Source organism: Sandarakinorhabdus sp., from assembly GCF_041689835.1.
Classification (GTDB): Bacteria; Pseudomonadota; Alphaproteobacteria; order Sphingomonadales; family Sphingomonadaceae; genus Sandarakinorhabdus.
Genome location: NZ_JBDNFM010000072.1, coordinates 1 through 15,776, shown reverse-complemented (window position 1 = coordinate 15,776; position 15,776 = coordinate 1). Strand labels below are relative to the sequence as shown.

At 65.2% G+C, this 15,776-nt stretch carries 13 protein-coding genes, 1 tRNA gene and 1 other RNA gene; 3 read left to right on the top strand and 12 right to left on the bottom strand.

All coding sequences use genetic code 11. From position 1 onward, the window contains the following. The 5 genes from ACESL8_RS03760 to moaA form a co-directional block, all read right to left on the bottom strand. Positions 1 to 464, bottom strand: a 464-nt coding sequence (locus ACESL8_RS03760; RefSeq protein ID WP_372916110.1) for a DUF6600 domain-containing protein, incomplete at its 3' end; no start/stop codon positions are given. Between the two features lie 99 nt (positions 465 to 563). Next, positions 564 to 1,901, bottom strand: a complete 1,338-nt coding sequence (locus ACESL8_RS03755; RefSeq protein WP_372916112.1) for a dicarboxylate/amino acid:cation symporter — start codon at positions 1,899 to 1,901, stop codon at positions 564 to 566. 144 nt (positions 1,902 to 2,045) lie between these two features. Next, positions 2,046 to 2,120, bottom strand: a tRNA-Asn gene (locus tag ACESL8_RS03750). A 54-nt stretch (positions 2,121 to 2,174) separates the two neighbouring features. Further along, on the bottom strand, positions 2,175 to 2,939 hold the full coding sequence (locus tag ACESL8_RS03745) for an NAD kinase (protein ID WP_372916108.1): 765 nt from the start codon (positions 2,937 to 2,939) through the stop codon (positions 2,175 to 2,177). Between the two features lie 30 nt (positions 2,940 to 2,969). Next, positions 2,970 to 4,058, bottom strand: coding sequence for a GTP 3',8-cyclase MoaA (gene moaA / locus ACESL8_RS03740; RefSeq protein WP_372916106.1), 1,089 nt, complete (start codon positions 4,056 to 4,058; stop codon positions 2,970 to 2,972). 149 nt (positions 4,059 to 4,207) lie between these two features. On the opposite strand from moaA, the gene ACESL8_RS03735 reads away from it, so the two are divergent. Next, a complete protein-coding gene (locus ACESL8_RS03735) occupies positions 4,208 to 5,950 on the top strand; it encodes an EAL domain-containing protein (RefSeq protein WP_372916104.1) in 1,743 nt (580 codons plus the stop codon). A gap of 39 nt (positions 5,951 to 5,989) precedes the next feature. Here ACESL8_RS03735 and mfd read toward each other — a convergent pair whose 3' ends face one another. Both mfd and ACESL8_RS03725 read right to left on the bottom strand, forming a co-directional pair. Beyond that, positions 5,990 to 9,598: a transcription-repair coupling factor gene (gene mfd, locus ACESL8_RS03730; protein WP_372916102.1), complete on the bottom strand. Its 3,609-nt coding sequence runs from the start codon at positions 9,596 to 9,598 to the stop codon at positions 5,990 to 5,992. Continuing rightward, positions 9,595 to 9,894, bottom strand: a complete 300-nt coding sequence (locus ACESL8_RS03725; protein WP_372916099.1) for a succinate dehydrogenase assembly factor 2 — start codon at positions 9,892 to 9,894, stop codon at positions 9,595 to 9,597. The genes mfd and ACESL8_RS03725 overlap by 4 nt, the downstream gene beginning before the upstream one ends. A gap of 80 nt (positions 9,895 to 9,974) precedes the next feature. Between ACESL8_RS03725 and recG the strand changes: the two genes are divergently transcribed. Continuing rightward, positions 9,975 to 12,032: an ATP-dependent DNA helicase RecG gene (recG, locus tag ACESL8_RS03720; RefSeq protein WP_372916097.1), complete on the top strand. Its 2,058-nt coding sequence runs from the start codon at positions 9,975 to 9,977 to the stop codon at positions 12,030 to 12,032. Positions 12,033 to 12,255: 223 nt separating this feature from the next. Here recG and rnpB read toward each other — a convergent pair. Beyond that, an RNA gene (rnpB, locus tag ACESL8_RS03715) (RNase P RNA component class A) lies at positions 12,256 to 12,683 on the bottom strand. A 50-nt stretch (positions 12,684 to 12,733) separates the two neighbouring features. Between rnpB and ACESL8_RS03710 the strand changes: the two genes are divergently transcribed. After that, positions 12,734 to 13,027, top strand: a complete 294-nt coding sequence (locus ACESL8_RS03710; protein WP_372916094.1) for a DUF6522 family protein — start codon at positions 12,734 to 12,736, stop codon at positions 13,025 to 13,027. 70 nt (positions 13,028 to 13,097) lie between these two features. Here the strand turns inward: ACESL8_RS03710 and ACESL8_RS03705 are convergent, their stop codons facing one another. From ACESL8_RS03705 to ACESL8_RS03690, 4 genes are read right to left on the bottom strand one after another with little or no spacing between them, the layout of a single operon-like run. Further along, positions 13,098 to 13,409, bottom strand: coding sequence for a YciI family protein (locus tag ACESL8_RS03705; RefSeq protein WP_372916092.1), 312 nt, complete (start codon positions 13,407 to 13,409; stop codon positions 13,098 to 13,100). 37 nt (positions 13,410 to 13,446) lie between these two features. Next, entirely contained in the window at positions 13,447 to 14,127 is a 681-nt protein-coding gene (locus tag ACESL8_RS03700; protein WP_372916090.1) for an N-acetylmuramoyl-L-alanine amidase, read from the bottom strand. Then, on the bottom strand, positions 14,124 to 15,008 hold the full coding sequence (locus tag ACESL8_RS03695; protein WP_372916088.1) for a DMT family transporter: 885 nt from the start codon (positions 15,006 to 15,008) through the stop codon (positions 14,124 to 14,126). The genes ACESL8_RS03700 and ACESL8_RS03695 overlap by 4 nt, the downstream gene beginning before the upstream one ends. Continuing rightward, positions 15,005 to 15,718 carry a TerB family tellurite resistance protein gene (locus ACESL8_RS03690; protein WP_372916086.1) on the bottom strand — a complete coding sequence of 238 codons (714 nt, stop codon included), beginning with the start codon at positions 15,716 to 15,718 and terminating at the stop codon, positions 15,005 to 15,007. Before ACESL8_RS03690 ends, ACESL8_RS03695 begins: the two co-directional genes overlap by 4 nt. Between the last annotated feature and the right edge of the window lie 58 nt (positions 15,719 to 15,776).

The following is a 15,776-nucleotide window of genomic DNA, read 5'->3' as shown; positions in this document are numbered from 1 at the left end:
GCCCAGCCAACAGCCTCGTCGGCCTCGCGCCAGGCGACCCAGCTTGGCCCCCAGGTCACATCAGGCACCCACACCCAGCCCACAGTCTCGTCAAAGCCCCAGCGGCCATAATGATCGGTGGCCCAGCCCCAGGGATCGCCCGACAGCCAGAAGCGATTTTCCAGCCACTGGCCGTTTTGATACGGGCGCCAGCCGCGCTGCGCGTTGGGCACGAAGACCACACCCCACTGCGGCGATTGCAGCCAGCGGCCATGCCGGCTCAATGGGTCGCGGAACACGTCGATGCCCGACACGTCTTGCGGCCCCCACTGCGCGCCGGGCTGTGCCGGCCAATCGTTGGCATAGCCGCCCATCCCCGTCTGGTAATCGGAGGGATAGTTGGGCGCTCTGCCCGACGCAAAATCACCATAGCTGCATCCCGCCAGAGAGGCGGCGAGCAGCAACAGAACGGAACGGCGGATCATCGGCAGCAGGCCTTTCACCAGAGAATAGAACTGTTTCGCACGCCTCAGCTTTCGCCACGCTGAATATTGCAAAATTGTTTCAACCAGGCCCGTTGCCGTTCAGTCAGGATCGGCTTCTGGCCCCGGTATGGCGGTGTCGGGGCCAAATTGGTGGGCCGTGAACACGACGGCAAATCGGTCTTCGTCGATGGCATTTTCCCAGCGCGAGACGACGATGGTGGCCACGGCATTGCCGATGAAATTGGTCAGCGCCCGGCATTCCGACATGAAGCGATCGATGCCCAATATCAGCGCCATGCCGGCGATCGGCACGCTGGGCAAGATCGAAAGCGTGGCCGCCAGTGTGATGAAGCCAGCACCCGTCACCCCCGCTGCGCCCTTGCTGCTGAGCATGGCCACGCCGAGCAGCAGCAGTTGATCGCCAAGGCTGAGCGTGATGCCGGTGGCCTGCGCGATGAACAGCGCCGCCAGCGTCATGTAGATGTTGGTGCCATCCAGATTGAAGCTGTAGCCGGTGGGCACCACCAGCCCCACGATGTTGCGCGGGCAGCCGGCACGCTCCAGCTTGTCCATCAGGCTGGGCAGCGCGCTTTCGGAACTGGAGGTGCCCAGCACCAGCAGCAGTTCGGCCTTCAGGTACCGGATCAGCGTGAAGATCGAAAAGCCCGCGCCGCGCGCCACCAGCCCCAGCACGACGATGACGAACAGCAGCGAGGTAATGTAGAACGTGGCAACCAGCGCGGCCAGATTGGCGATGGAGCCGATGCCATATTTGCCGATGGTGAAGGCAAAGGCGCCGAACGCGCCGATGGGCGCGGCGCGCATGAATATCGCCACCAGCCGGAAAAAGCCGGCACCCAGCGCTTCGAACAAGCGCACGACCGGCCGCGCTGCTTCGCCAGCGGTTGAAAGCGCAATGCCGAAGCTGATCGCCAGGAACAACACCTGCAGCAGATTGCCTTCGACAAAGGCTCCGGCCACCGTTTCGGGGATGATCCCGATCAGGAAACCGGTGATGGTCTGATCCCTGGCCTTTTTCACATACTCATCGACAGCGCCGGTTTCGAGCGTGGCGGGATCGATGTTCATGCCGGCGCCGGGCTGCACGACATTGGCCACCACCAGGCCCACGATCAGTGCGATGGTTGAAAAGCACAGGAAATAGGCGAAGGCCTTGCCCGCGACCCGGCCGACACTGGCCAGATTGCGCATGCCGGCGATGCCGGTGACGATGGTGAGGAAGATCACCGGCGCGATGATCATCTTGACGAGGCGAATGAAGGCGTCGCCCAAAGGCTTGAGCGCCACGCCGGTTTCCGGCGCGAAATGGCCGATCAGGCCACCGGCCACGATGGCCACCAGCACCTGTGCGTAAAGCTGTGCATAAATCGGTGTGCGCTTGGGTGCGCCCGAAATTGCTGGTGTGCCGATAGCGATGCCGTGTCCCCTGCCCAAGTTCTAGCTGACCTGGCGGCAGCATTGAAACGGCTGGCGCAGGCGCGCAACCCATAATGAAAGCGGGGGAGCTGGCGAACGCGGCGGCTGACGATCAGCGCCCGTTCAAGCCGGTAAATCCCACGCTGGCTCCCCGGGTAGGATTCGAACCTACGACCATTCGATTAACAGTCGAATGCTCTACCGCTGAGCTACCGAGGAACAGCGTGGGAGCGCTCCCTTAGCGGTGGGCGGGATGCTTGCCAAGGCAAAAAATCAGCTGGCGAACTGTTCCAGGCTGATGCGATCGTCCAGCGCGTATTCCGGGTCGAACAGCAGGGTCAGACTGATCGAACGGTCGATCGCCACCTTTACGTGGGCGACACCACGCACTTCGATCTGATCGGCAACGGCTGAAACTGGGCGCTTTTTGGCCTCGCGCACTTCAAATTCGATATGGCTGGCGGACGGCAGCAGCGCGCCGCGCCAGCGCCGGGGGCGGAAGGGCGATATCGGCGTGAGCGCCAGCAGATCGGCTTCCAGCGGCAATATAGGCCCGTTGGCCGACAAATTATAAGCCGTCGATCCGGCCGGGGTGGACACCAGCACGCCGTCGCAGATCAATTCCTCCATGCGGATCTTGCCGTCGATGGTGATGCCGATCTTGGCGGTCTGGCGGGTTTCGCGCAGCAGCGACACCTCGTTGATCGCCGGGAACGACACGCGCTCGCCGGCGGTAGTGGTGGCGGTCATCTGCAGCGGGTGCAGCACGAAATACCGGGCTGCGGCCACCCGTTCCTCAAGTTTGGCTGCCTTGAAATCATTCATCAAAAAGCCGACGGTGCCGCGGTTCATGCCGAACATCGGCTTGGGATCCTGGAATTGCAGGGCTTCGTGCAGGCATTGCAGCAGAAAACCATCGCCGCCCAGCGCCACCACCACCTCGGCTTCGCGCACTGGAACGAAGTCATACTGCTTGCGCAGCGCGTTGCCGGCGGCGCGGGCGACATGGCTGTCGGAAGCCAGCAGCGCGAGTTTCATCGAAACGTCCTTCAAGAAAATTGCAGCGGCTCAGCCGCCGGTCAGGCTCATGTGGCGCGCCACGGCGGGGCGGGCGCCGCGGCGGTCGATGACGAAATCATGGCCCTTGGGCTTGCGGCTGATGGCTTCGTCCAGAGCTTGATCGAGTGCAGCATCGATGGCGCACCCGGGGGCGGCGTCATCATTGCCCGCACGCCGGATCACGCTGCGCAGATCGGCCTGATCGTCCTGGCCCAGACACATGTACAATTGCCCGGTGGCCGTCAGCCGCACGCGATTGCAGCTCTCGCAGCAATTGTGGGTAAGGGGCGTGATGAAACCCAGTTGCAGGCCCAGTTCTTCGACGCGGACATAGCGCGCCGGCCCGCCGGTGCGGTGCGGCAGATCGATGAGCGTGTAGCGCTGCGCCAGCCGCCGGCGCACGGTGGAAAGGGGCAGATACTGATCCACCCGGTCTTCGCCGATTTCGCCCAGCGGCATGGTTTCGATCAGCGTCAGATCGTGGTCGCCAGCGGCTGCGAAGTGCATCAGCGCTTCGATCTCGTCGGCATTTTCATGGGCCAGCGCTACCGCGTTGAGCTTCACTTGCAGGCCGGCTGCCTTGGCAGCGGCAATCCCGTCCAGCACCTGATTGAGGCGGCCCCAGCGGGTGATGCGGCTGAACTTGTCCGGATCGAGCGTGTCGAGACTGATGTTGACGCGGCGCACCCCGGCGGCAAACAATGCATCGGCATGGCGGGCCATCTGGCTGCCGTTGCTGGTCAGCGTCAATTCCTCCAGCGCGCCGGATTTGAGGTGGCGGGCGAGGCTGTTCACCAGATCGATGATGCCGCGCCGCACCAGCGGTTCACCGCCGGTGAGCCTGAGCTTGCGGGTGCCGCGCCGGATGAAGGCGGAGGCGATGCGGTCGATTTCCTCAAGGCTCAACACCTCGTGCTTGGGCAGAAACGTCATGTCTTCGGCCATGCAATAGACACAGCGGAAATCGCAGCGGTCTGTTACCGAAACGCGCAGATAGCTGATGGCGCGGCCGAACGGATCGACCAGTGGCCGATCCGGTGCAAGCGCCGGGGGGCGCTGTGCGGCCCGTTCCTTGCCAGAATTGCCCTCACCAAACATGGGCCAAACCTGTGGCACGCCTGCATCGCTTGGCAAGAGTTTTTCGCAATAACCGGTCTGCAGTTTGATTGTCGGGCTGGACAGGCGGAGATTAAAACGCCATCGAAACTGAGGTGTAAAGCGTACAATAGGGGCAGATTCTGGACGTCATGGGCGCTTTGAACGCCGAACCGGTTTTGATCGTATCGCCGCGTTATGCAGATGATGTGGCGGCGATGGTCGCGTCTGCTGGCCAGACCCCGCGCGTGGAACGCCGGCCCGAACTGGCAGCGGGGCGCTTTGCAGCGGAACCGGTGCGCGTGGTGGTGGTGGATGCCCGCGGTGCGCTGTCGGCTGGCCTCGCAGTTGCGCAGGCGCTGGGCCCGGCGGTGGAAAGTCGCCGCGGTGCCATGCTGGTGCTGCTGTCGCGCAATGATGCCGATGCGTCGGTGGCTGCCCGCGATGCCGGCGCCACGTCGGTGATGGTGTCGCCCTTTGGCGCCGACAGTTTTTCGACCGCGATACACCTGGCTGGCCGCCATGCCGATCGCCTTGCCGCGGCCTGCGCTGGGCCCACGGCGCCTGATGCCGGCGAGGCAGACCGGTTGACCGGCCTTGCCAGCGCCGAACGTCTGCAACACTGGCTGGCCGAACAGCGCGCCGCGCAAATCCCCTGCGGCGTGATCGTTGTCGGCGTTGGGCGTTTTGCTCAGATCAACACCATTTATGGCCGCGACGTTGCCGATCGCCTGCTGGCGGTGATTGCGCGCCGGTTGGGGCCGATCGCCGATTCGCGCACGCCCAGCGGTGAATTGCGATTGTTGTCGCGGTTGACGGCGGCGGAATTCGCGCTTGGAATTTCCGGTGCCGGGGCTGCTGTGAAGCTCGAAAGCCTGGCCCGCCAGTTGCTGCGCGGATTCGAACGGCCGTTTGCCATCGATGATCGCCTGATCCATGTTTCGGGCCGGGCCGGCATTGCCTGGGACGATCACATCAAGGAAGGCGAGCCGGCAGCCGTGGCGACGGCGCTGCTGCGCGAAGCCTCCATCGCGCTTTCCGATGCGCGTGGGCGGGAGCCGGGCGCCGTGGCGCGATTCCACCTCGAAAGCGACCGTGAGGCGCTGGCGCGGCGTGCCGATCTTGAATCCGATCTGTTCGGCGCGCTCAAGGATGGCGGCATCACCATCCTGTACCAGCCGCAATCCAGCCTGAGCGATGGCAACGTGGGCGGGGTGGAGGCGTTGTCGCGCTGGGATCACCCGCGCTATGGCCGGCTTTCGGCGGTGACCCTGCTGGAAACCGCCGCCTCGGCCGAACTGGCGCTGGCGGTGGGCCGGCATATCCGTTCCCGCGCCATTGCCGCGGCCGCAGCCTGGACGGGGGCGCTGGCCGATTTGAAAATCTCGCTGAACGTCACGGCCGCCGATCTGGCCGATCCCGAATTCATCGCCTCGCTGGCCAAGGACCTCACCACTTCGGGCCTGTCACCGCGCCGGCTGGTGATCGAGGTAACCGAAGAAGCCATCATCAACGATCTCGACGCTGCTGCTGCCACCCTGTCGCTGCTGCGCCGGGACGGGGTGGGCATCGCGCTCGACGATTTTGGTGTTGGCTATTCCAGCCTCGCCCGGCTTGCCCGCCTCCCGGTTGATACCATCAAGCTTGACCGCAGTTTTGCCCACGGGCTGACCGGCAGTGAACGCGAACGCATCGTGGTGGAAGGCATGATCGCCACCGCCCGCCGCCTTGGCCTCACCGTGTTGGCCGAAGGCATCGAAGATGATGTGCAATTGGCGGCCGCTCGCGCTGCTGGCTGCCAGTGGGTGCAGGGCTATTGCGTGGCCCCGCCGCTCGATGAGGCCGCGCTGATGGCCTTTTGCACGCGCCGCAAGCCCAAGAGCAGTGTTGCCTGAGCTGACACCGATCATCGCCGCTTGATCATCGCCGTCTGATCATCGCCTGTTGAATTTCGATTTGAACACGGCGGGCCTGGCAGGCGCCTTTGGCGGCAGCGGAATCGGCTTGGCAACCGGATTGGCGGTTGGCTTGGCGACCGGCTTCATTTTCGCCCCGGCAGCCAGTTTGGCCAGCGCCGAAGCGATGGCCAATGCGCCTTTCAGCCGGGTCTTGTCGTTGTCCCAATCGGCGGCGATGAACAGTTTCTGATCTGGGCGTACCTTGGCGCGGGCGCCCAACCGCTCGATATAGTCCATCAGGCTTTGCGGATTGGCGAAACGATCACCCCGGAAGCTGACCAGCCCGCCTTTGCGCCCGGCTTCCAGCCGCGATACGCCGGCCACGATGCAGGCCTGCTTGATCTCGATGACGCTGAGCAGGTTTTCCACTTCCATCGGCAGCGGCCCGAAGCGGTCGATGATCTCGGCGGCCAGCCCATCGATGGCACCGCGGTTCTCGATCTCGTTCAGGCGGCGATACAGCGCCATGCGCACATTCAAATCGGGCACATAATGTTCGGGGATCAGGATCGGCACTCCGGCGGTGATCTGGGGGCTGAAGGCTTCGGCGGGCGGCTTCATGCCGGCGGCTTCGGCGCGGGCTTCCAAAATCGCCTCTTCCAGCATGGATTGGTACAATTCGAAGCCGATTTCCTTGATATGGCCGGATTGTTCGTCGCCCAGCAGATTGCCGGCGCCGCGTTGATCGAGATCGTGGCTGGCCAGCTGAAATCCGGCACCCAGCGTATCGAGCTGGCTGAGCAACTGCAGACGTTTTTCAGCGCCTTCGGTGATGGTTTGGCCGGCAGCCGTGGTGAGATAGGCATAGGCGCGGGTCTTGCCGCGCCCGACGCGGCCGCGGATCTGATACAGCTGCGCCAGGCCAAAGCGGTCGGCACGGTGAACGATCAGCGTGTTGGCTGACGGGATATCGAGGCCGGATTCGATGATCGTGGTCGACAGCAACACGTCGTAATGCTTGTCGTAAAAGGCGCTCATGCGCTCCTCGACTTGCGATGGCGCCATCTGGCCGTGGGCGGTGATCGGTTTGATTTCTGGCACCTGTTCGCGCAAAAACTGTTCGATCTCGGCCAGATCGGAGATGCGCGGCACCACAAAAAAGCTTTGCCCGCCGCGATAATGTTCGCGCAGCAGCGCCTCGCGGACCACCACTTCATCGAACGGGCTGACATAGGTGCGCACCGCGAGGCGATCGACCGGCGGGGTGGCGATGATCGACATTTCGCGCAGGCCTGTCAGCGCCATCTGGAGTGTGCGCGGGATCGGCGTGGCGGTGAGGGTGAGCATGTGCACATCGGCCTTGAGCGATTTCAGGCGTTCCTTGTGGACAACGCCAAAGCGCTGTTCCTCATCGACGATGACCAGGCCCAGCCGCTTGAACTCCACCGATTTGGCGAGGATGGCGTGGGTGCCGATCACGATATCCACCGTGCCATCTGCCATGCCTTCGCGGGCGGCCTTGGCATCGGCGGCATTCACCAGCCGCGACAGGTGGCGCACTTCGACGGGCAGGCCGACAAACCGTTCCCGGAAGCTTTGATTGTGCTGCCGCGCCAGCAGCGTGGTCGGGCACACCACCGCCACCTGCATCCCCGACATGGCAGCAGCATAGGCCGCACGCAGCGCCACTTCGGTTTTGCCGAAACCGACATCGCCGCACACCAGCCTGTCCATCGGCCGGCCAGAGGTAAGATCGTCCACCACATCGGCGATTGCTTTGAGCTGGTCTTCGGTTTCGGCATAGGGGAAGCGATCGACGAACGCCGCCATGCCATGACTGTCGATCTGCACCGGTTCGCCTTCACGCAGCGCGCGCGCCGCCGCGGTTGCCAGCAATTCGCCGGCAATCTCGCGGATGCGGTTCTTCATCCGAGCCTTGCGCGTGCTCCAGGCGACGCCGCCCAGTCTGTCGAGGCCAACACCCTCGCTGTCGCTGCCATAGCGGGTGAGCACGTCGATGTTTTCAACCGGCACATACAGCTTGCTGCCGCCGTCGTAGCTGAGGGCCACGCAGTCGTGCGGTTTGCCGCCGATCGGAATCGCCAGCAGCCCGTCATAGCGCCCGATGCCGTGATCGCGGTGGACGATGAGATCGCCCGGCGTGAGCATTGCCAGTTCGGCCATGAACGCATCGGCCTTGCGCGCCGAACGCGCCTTGCGCACCAGCCGGTCGCCCAGCATGTCCTGTTCGGTGAGCAGGGTGAGCGTGCCGCGCGCTTCGACGCGGGTGAAGCCATGATCGAGCGGCAGCACGGTGAGCACGATCTGCCCGGCAGCGGCGAGGCCTTGCACTTCCTGCCAGTGATCGGCGGTGACGATGCGCTGCACGCCTTCATCGGCCAGCAGGCCCCGAAGGCGTTCGCGGGCGCCATTGGAATAGCTGGCCAGCACCACCCGGTCGCCGGCGCTTCGGCGTTCTTCGATATGGGCCTTGATCGCGGTGTACACCGGCGCGCCGCCGTTGGCCTGGCCAACGCGTTCAGGGGCGAAATCGCGGGCCGGCACGGCGTCACAATCAATGGCAAACAGCGTGCCCGGCGCCACATCGTGCGAGCTGGCGGCGTGGACGGCGTGAGCGGCCAGACGCTCCGCCCATTCCGCACGCGCCAGATACAGCGCCGTGGGCGCCAGCGGGCGGTAACTGCCCTTTTTCTGGGTGAGCGCGGCGACGCGGTTGTCGTGATAATCGGTGATTGCATCGAAACGGTCGGCCGCGGCTTTGTCGGCGCCGGCATCGCGCACCACCACATCGTCGTCCGCCAGCCAATCGAACAGCGTCACCAGGCCCGGCTCGAACAATGGCAGCCAATGCTCCATGCCGGCCAGCCGGCGGGTGTCGCTGACGGCTTCGTACAGCGGATCGGCGGTGGCGGCGGCGCCGAACGTGCCCAGCCAGCCGGCGCGGAAGGTGCGAACCCGGTCGGCATCCAGCAGCACTTCGGAAACGGGCAGCAGATCAAAGCCGTCGGCTGGCCCCAGGCTGCGCTGGGTAGCGGGATCGAAACGCCGAATGGATTCAATTTCGTCGCCGAAGAAATCCAGCCGCAGGGCAAATTCCTCACCCGATGGCATCACATCGACAAGGCCGCCGCGCAGGGCATATTCGCCCGGCTCCACCACCGTATCGACGCGCACGAAGCCGTTTGCCGCCAGTTTCAGCGCCAGTGCATTGCGATCGATGCGGCTGCCGGGCTTGAGCCGGGCCGAAAGATTGGCGATGCGCGATTTTGGCAGGCAGCGCTGGCTGATGGCGTTGACCGTGGTGACCACCAGCTCGGCGCCGGATTGGCGGTCGGCCAGCGCGGCCAGCGCTGCCACACGCTCGGCTGCCATTTTCAGCGACGGGGAGGCGCGGTCATAGGGCAGGCAATCCCATGCCGGCAGCATGGTCACGGTGATTTCGGGCGCAAAATAGCCGGCAGCTTCGGCCACGGCGCGGGCTTGCGCTTCGTCGGCGGCGATGAACCACGCCCGGCCTTTTGCCGCGCGCGCGATATCGGCCATCAGCCACGGAATATAGCCGCCAGCGCAGCGCGCCAGCGTCACGGGCTTGCGGGCTTCGACGAAGCGCGGCAGATCGATCACTTCTGCACTTCAACATAATCCAGCTTCATCAGGGCGTGCATCAGCGGGCCTTCGAGCCGGGCCGGCACGGCGGCGGTGCGAAACGCCCACGCCATGATATCGACATCCTGTTCTTCCAGCAGCACTTCAAACCAGTCCATCGCGGCTTCGTCCCACTGCGCATGGTGGCGCTCGAAAAATCCCCCCACCACCAGATCGGCTTCCTTGGTGCCGCGGTGCGAGGCGCGATACTTGGCCCGGCGCATCCGCAGTTCCATCGGGTCGATAGGCCCACCTTTCACCTCGTTGTCGTTCATCGTCCGGCCCTTTTTGGAAACACGAATGCCGCGCAGGCGTTTCAAACGGCCGGCGCGGTGATATGAGAGCAGGGATAGACATGCGCCCGGCCATCCTCAACCCCCTGTTCGCCGAAGTGGCCGCCCTCAAGGGTGTCGGCTTGGCGCAGGTGCGTCAATTGGCGCGGCTGAAAATCACCCGCGCCGCCGATCTGGCGTTTCACCTGCCAACGATGGTGATCGACCGGCTGGCGGTGGAACAGGTGGATGAAAGCCTGGTTGGCCGGCCCATCGTGGTGCCGCTGACGCCGGCCAACCACGAACGCGGCGGCCCGCGCAGCCCGCTGCGCGTGGCGGCGGTGGACCGCGGCGGGCAGTGGGTGGATCTGACGTTTTTCGGCCAGTCCGCCACCTGGGCGCAGACCAAGCTGCCGATCGGGGTGGAAAAACGCATCATCGGCAAGCTGGACCGCTATGGCCAGAAATTGCAGATCGCCCACCCCGATGTGCTGGCGATGGACAGTCCGGCACCGCCGCCGCTGCGGGAACCGGTGTATCCGCTCACCGAAGGCGTCACCAATCGGCGCATGAGCCAATTGGTGGCCGAGGCGTTGGCGCGGGTGCCGGCGCTGGCCGAATGGATCGAACCCAGCGTGATGGCCCGCCATCAATGGGGCTCGTTCACCGCTGCGCTGAACGCGGCGCACCGCATCGAAGGTGGACTCGACCGGCTGGCCTATGATGAATTGCTGGCCAACCAGCTGGCGCTGCTGCTGGTGCGCGCAGACACGCGGGCGCGGCGCGGGCGGGCGCTGGCAGGCAGTGGCCGGCTGGTGCAGCCGTTCATGGCCGGCCTGCCGTGGCAGCTGACGAACGCGCAAACCCGCGTGATTGGCGAAATCACCGGCGACATGGCGCAGGCCCAGCCGATGCTGCGGCTGCTGCAAGGCGATGTGGGTTCGGGCAAGACGCTGGTGGCCCTGATTGCCATGCTGACCGCAGTGGAGGCCGGCACCCAGGCGGCGTTGCTGGCGCCCACCGAGATATTGGCGCGCCAGCATCTGGCAACGCTGACCAAGCTGGCCGGTGGACTGCCGGTACGCATCGAACTGCTGACGGGACGCGACAAGGGCAAAGCGCGCGAGGCGCTGCTGGCCGATCTGGCGGCGGGGCGCATCGACATATTGGTGGGCACCCATGCGATATTTCAGGAAGCGGTGGCCTATGATGACCTGGGCCTGGTGGTGGTGGATGAACAGCACCGTTTTGGCGTTGCGCAGCGGTTGATGCTGGCAAACAAGGCCCGGGTGCCGCCGCACGTGCTGGCGATGACCGCGACGCCGATCCCGCGCAGCCTCGCGCTGACGCATTTTGGCGAAATGGACCAGAGCCAGATCGACGAGCTCCCGCCCGGCCGCCAGCCAATCGAAACCCGGGTGACGACGCGGGCCCGCGTTGAGGATGTGATCGCCGGGTTGTCGCGTCATGTGGCTGCCGCCGGGCAGGCCTATTGGGTGTGCCCGCTGGTGGACGGCACCGAGGATGAGGACGAAGCCGCCGCCACCACCCGCGCCGCGTTCCTCAAGGGCCGCCTGGGTGCGGACAAAATTGGCCTGGTGCACGGCAAGATGAAGGCGCCGGACAAGGATGCCGTGATGGCCGATTTCGCCGCCGGGCGGCTGGCGGTGCTGGTGGCGACGACGGTGATCGAAGTGGGGGTTGATGTGCCGGGTGCCACGCTGATGGTGATCGAGGCCGCCGAACGCTTTGGCCTGGCGCAATTGCACCAGTTGCGCGGGCGGGTTGGGCGCGGGCCGGGGCAGAGCGTGTGCCTGCTGCTGCGCGGCGAGGAGCTTTCGGAAACCGCGCGCAGCCGGCTGAAGCTGATGCGCGAGACCAACGATGGGTTCCGCATTGCCGAGGAGGATCTGCGGCTGCGCGGCTATGGCGAGATCTTGGGCACGCGCCAATCGGGGGAGGAGGCGTTTCGCTTTGCCGATCCCGAACGCGTGCAGAAATTTGTCACCGTGGCGCGCGACGATGCGCGGCTGCTGCTGGACCGTGATGGCGGGCTGGACGGGGCGCGGGGGCAGGCGGCGCGGGTGCTGCTGTATTTGTTCGAACGCGATGCGGGGGTGGCGTTGCTGCGATCGGGTTGAGGGGGGGGCGGGCGAATTGATTCGCGCTTGTCGGGTGCGGCCGGCGGCGGAGCCGCCGAGTCCGCTTGGGGTTTCAAGGAAGGTACAGAAGGAACAGCGTGGCGGAGCCACGCCGTCAGACGAGTCGAAAATGGCGGCCTGAGGACCGCCATTTTTGCTCGCTGGCCGATCTTGCCCGAGTCCGGTCGCAACGCTGCGCGTTGCTACCTGGCCGGGCTGCGATGCGATCACGCCGTCTATAAGCCGGGTTCTGTCCAGGGGCGTAAACCCCCTGGGCGACCATTCCTCTTGGACGGCGGTTGCCCGCCGCCTCCAGCAACCAACCCGGATGACTGGGCCGGTTCCTGCCCTGCGAGCCGAGGCCCGCGCGCCATCCCTATTCGGTCTTGCTCCCGGTGGGGTTTGCCGTGCCGCTTTGGTTGCCCATCGCGCGGTGCGCTCTTGCCGCACCGTTTCACCCTTGCCTGTCCTCTGTTGCCAAATTGCTTTGGTTCGGAGCCATCGGCGGTCTGTTCTCTGTGGCACTGTCCCTGACCCCGGTCCCGGATTTCTCCGATACCAAAGCCGCCGGGCGTTACCCGGCACCGCGTTCCGTGGAGCCCGGACTTTCCTCGGCAGAATTGCTCCTGACGCGGCCGCCCAACAACGTGATCGCAGCATCCCCATGGCATTGTGCAGCGATTCGCGCCACAGGCAGCCGCATGATCGAAATCGAAGGAAGCGGGCAGAGTTTCACCGTGGCGGCGGAGGTGATCGCCGACGGGCTGAAACTGAACCCCGAGCAGGTGCAGCCGATGCTGGCGGGCCGCCTCATCACCTCGTGGGTCGAAGCCGGCGTGGACGAGGATTTCGGCACTTTCCGCCTGACCTTTGCCACCGACAAGCGCCGCCTGCGCCTGATCATCGATGCGCTGGGCAGCGTTGTGTCCAAATCCACACTGGATTTCGGCGGCCACGACCTGCCGCTTGGCGCGCGCAAACCCGGCGCTGTGTGACCAGCGCGGTACGCCAAACGTGCCCAACCGCAACTTTGGCAACGCACGGCTGCTGTTCCAGTTGACCCGTTCAGGCCGTGCGCACCGGCCGGCTGGAATGGCTGTTGAAGGCGCCGAAGATCGGATCCCAGTGTCGGATGGTGAGGTTGTGGACAAGGCCTTCACGGGCGAAAGGATCGTGGGCAATCAACTGCTCAAGGCTTTGCAGGTCGGGCATGTTGAACAGCAGCAGCGCAGATTTTCCCGTTTCGCCGGTGAATGGCCCGGATGCCAGCAGCGACCCATCCGCGACCCGGTCCCGCAGCCAGGCGATATGGGGCAGCAAATGCTGCTGCCAGCCGGTTTCATCGGGATGGTCATAGTTCACGGCGAAAATGGGCATTCTGGATGTCCTGTCTGACCAGTATTGCGCGGCGAGGTCACAACCCCTCCGCCAGCAGCAGCCCGCGCAGAATGGCGCGGGTTTCGGCGTCGATCACGCCGTCAAAGCGTGCCGGGCGGTGGCGGCGCTGGAAGGCGATGACGGCTTCATGTGCCGCGGCGGCGTTGTAGCCGTAGCGGCCGAGGGCAGCGAGGAAGCCGGGATCGGTCCAGTTCGGGTCGCTGCATGGGCGCGGGGCGGCAGCGAGGCCGGCGCCGGCGAGGCGGGGCCAATCGAACAGTTCGCCGGGGTCTTGCTTGCGGGCCGGGGCGATGTCGCTGTGGCCCACAACATTCGCGGGCATGATGGCGTGGCGGGCGGTGATGCCGGCCACGAGCGTGTGCACCGCGTTCATCTGCGGCGCTGGGAAGGGGACATAGCCGAATTCGTGGCCGGGATTGACGATCTCGATGCCGATGCTGGCGCTGTTGATGTCGGTAACGCCGCGCCACCAGCTGCGCCCGGCGTGCCATGCGCGCTTGGCTTCGTCGACCATTTGCAGCACCTGGCCGTCTTCGGCGACGACATAATGGGCGGACACCTTCGATTCGGGATTGGCCAGCCAGTCGATGGCCGCGGCGGCGCTGGTCATGCCGGTGTAGTGCAGCACCAGGATGCCGATGGGCAGTTTGCGGTCGTCGAAATTGGGGCTGGCGCGCTGGATCATGCTGGGGATCATGTTGGCTCCACCGGCATGTCGCTGTCGCGGCGCTGGGCGGTGCGGATGGTGATGATGGCGACGCCGACCAGCGTCAACAGCCCGCCCACCAGCATCTGCCCGGTGATCGGTGTATCATACACCGCCACCGCCACCGCCACCGAAATCAGCGGGGTTGGCAAGGTGAGCGGCGAGACGACGGCGACGGGGTAGCGTTGGAACAGCCAGGTCATGCCGCCGTGGCCGACAAGGCTGGACATGATGCCGGAATAGGCAATCCAGCCCCACGTGCTGAACGGCAGGTCGGGGATGGCGGCGAGCTTTGCCGGCTCGAACGTCTGCGCCAGCGCCAGCATGATCGGGATGGACACGAGGCCCAACCAGCCGTGGATGACCAGCACCGGCACGCCCTGCAGCCGCCGAAACAGCAGATTGCCCACCGCCCAGCACAACGACGCGGCGACCGTGAGCAGGATGCCGATGCGTTCGTGGGCGATGGCCGGATCAAAGCCCATCACCACCACGCCCAAAAAACAGATGGCGATGGCGGTGATGCGCGGCCAGCGGATCTGTTCCTTCAAGAAGATGACGGCGAGGATGAGGCTGAACGGCACGCCCAGTTGCCCGACGATGGACAGCGCCGAAAGATTGTTGGCCATGGCAAAGGACAGCGCCCCCAACGACATGAACAGCGCGCCGGCGATGAAACCGGTGAACAGGATCAGGCCCATGCGCCCCGGCAGCCAGCGGATGAACGGCAGGCACACCAGCGTCGCAATCACATAACGCAGCAGCACCGCGGTCATCGGCCCGGCGCTGACGACGCCTTCCTTGACGGCGACTACATTGAAGCCCCACACCACGTCGATGGCCAGGATGGCAGCCAAGTGCAGGGGCTTCATCGCCGTCTCCCGGTCAGCCGGTCGTAGGCGGCGTTGATATTGGCCATGCGCAGTTCGGATACGCGGATGAATTCGTAGGGCACGCCTTCGGCCACGGCGCGATCGGGGTGATAGCGTTTCACCAGTGCGTGATAGGCAGCGCGCAGTGCGGCGGGATCGGCGCTCGGTTCCACGCCTAGCACCGCCCACGGATCATCGGCGGCAGGCGCCAGATGGCGGCGGCGGATGCGGGCCTGCGCGGCTTCGTCAAAGCCCAGGATGGCAGCAACTTCGCCCAGAAAATCCAGTTCGGCCTGGTGAAAGCCATCGGCGGCAGCGATCATCCACAGCGCGTCGAGGAGATCTTCCAGCGTGGCCGATCCCTGGCCAAGCAGATCGGCAGCCTGGATGGCGTAGGCCTGAAACCCTGCCGTCGATCCCTTGGCCAGATCATAAAAGCGCCGGGCATTGCCGGCCTCGGAAGGATCGACGTGGAACAGGCGCTGAAAGGTGGCGAATTCGGCGGCGCTGGCATTGCCATCGGCGCTGGCCATCTTGGCGGCGAGCGCGATGGCGGCGATGGAAAAGGCGACTCGCCGGCGTTCCGGGCTGGTGGCGCGCGCCCGCGCCGCATCAACCGCGCCGCCCGCCGCCGCGCCGGCCAGCGCGCCCAAGGGTCCGCCGATCACCAGCCCGATGGCGGTGCCGGCCAAAGTGGCCCAGATGCTCATGGTTGAGCGGCTTAAGGGATTGGCGGCGGCGGGGGAAGCTGTGTGTTGCCTCAATTCG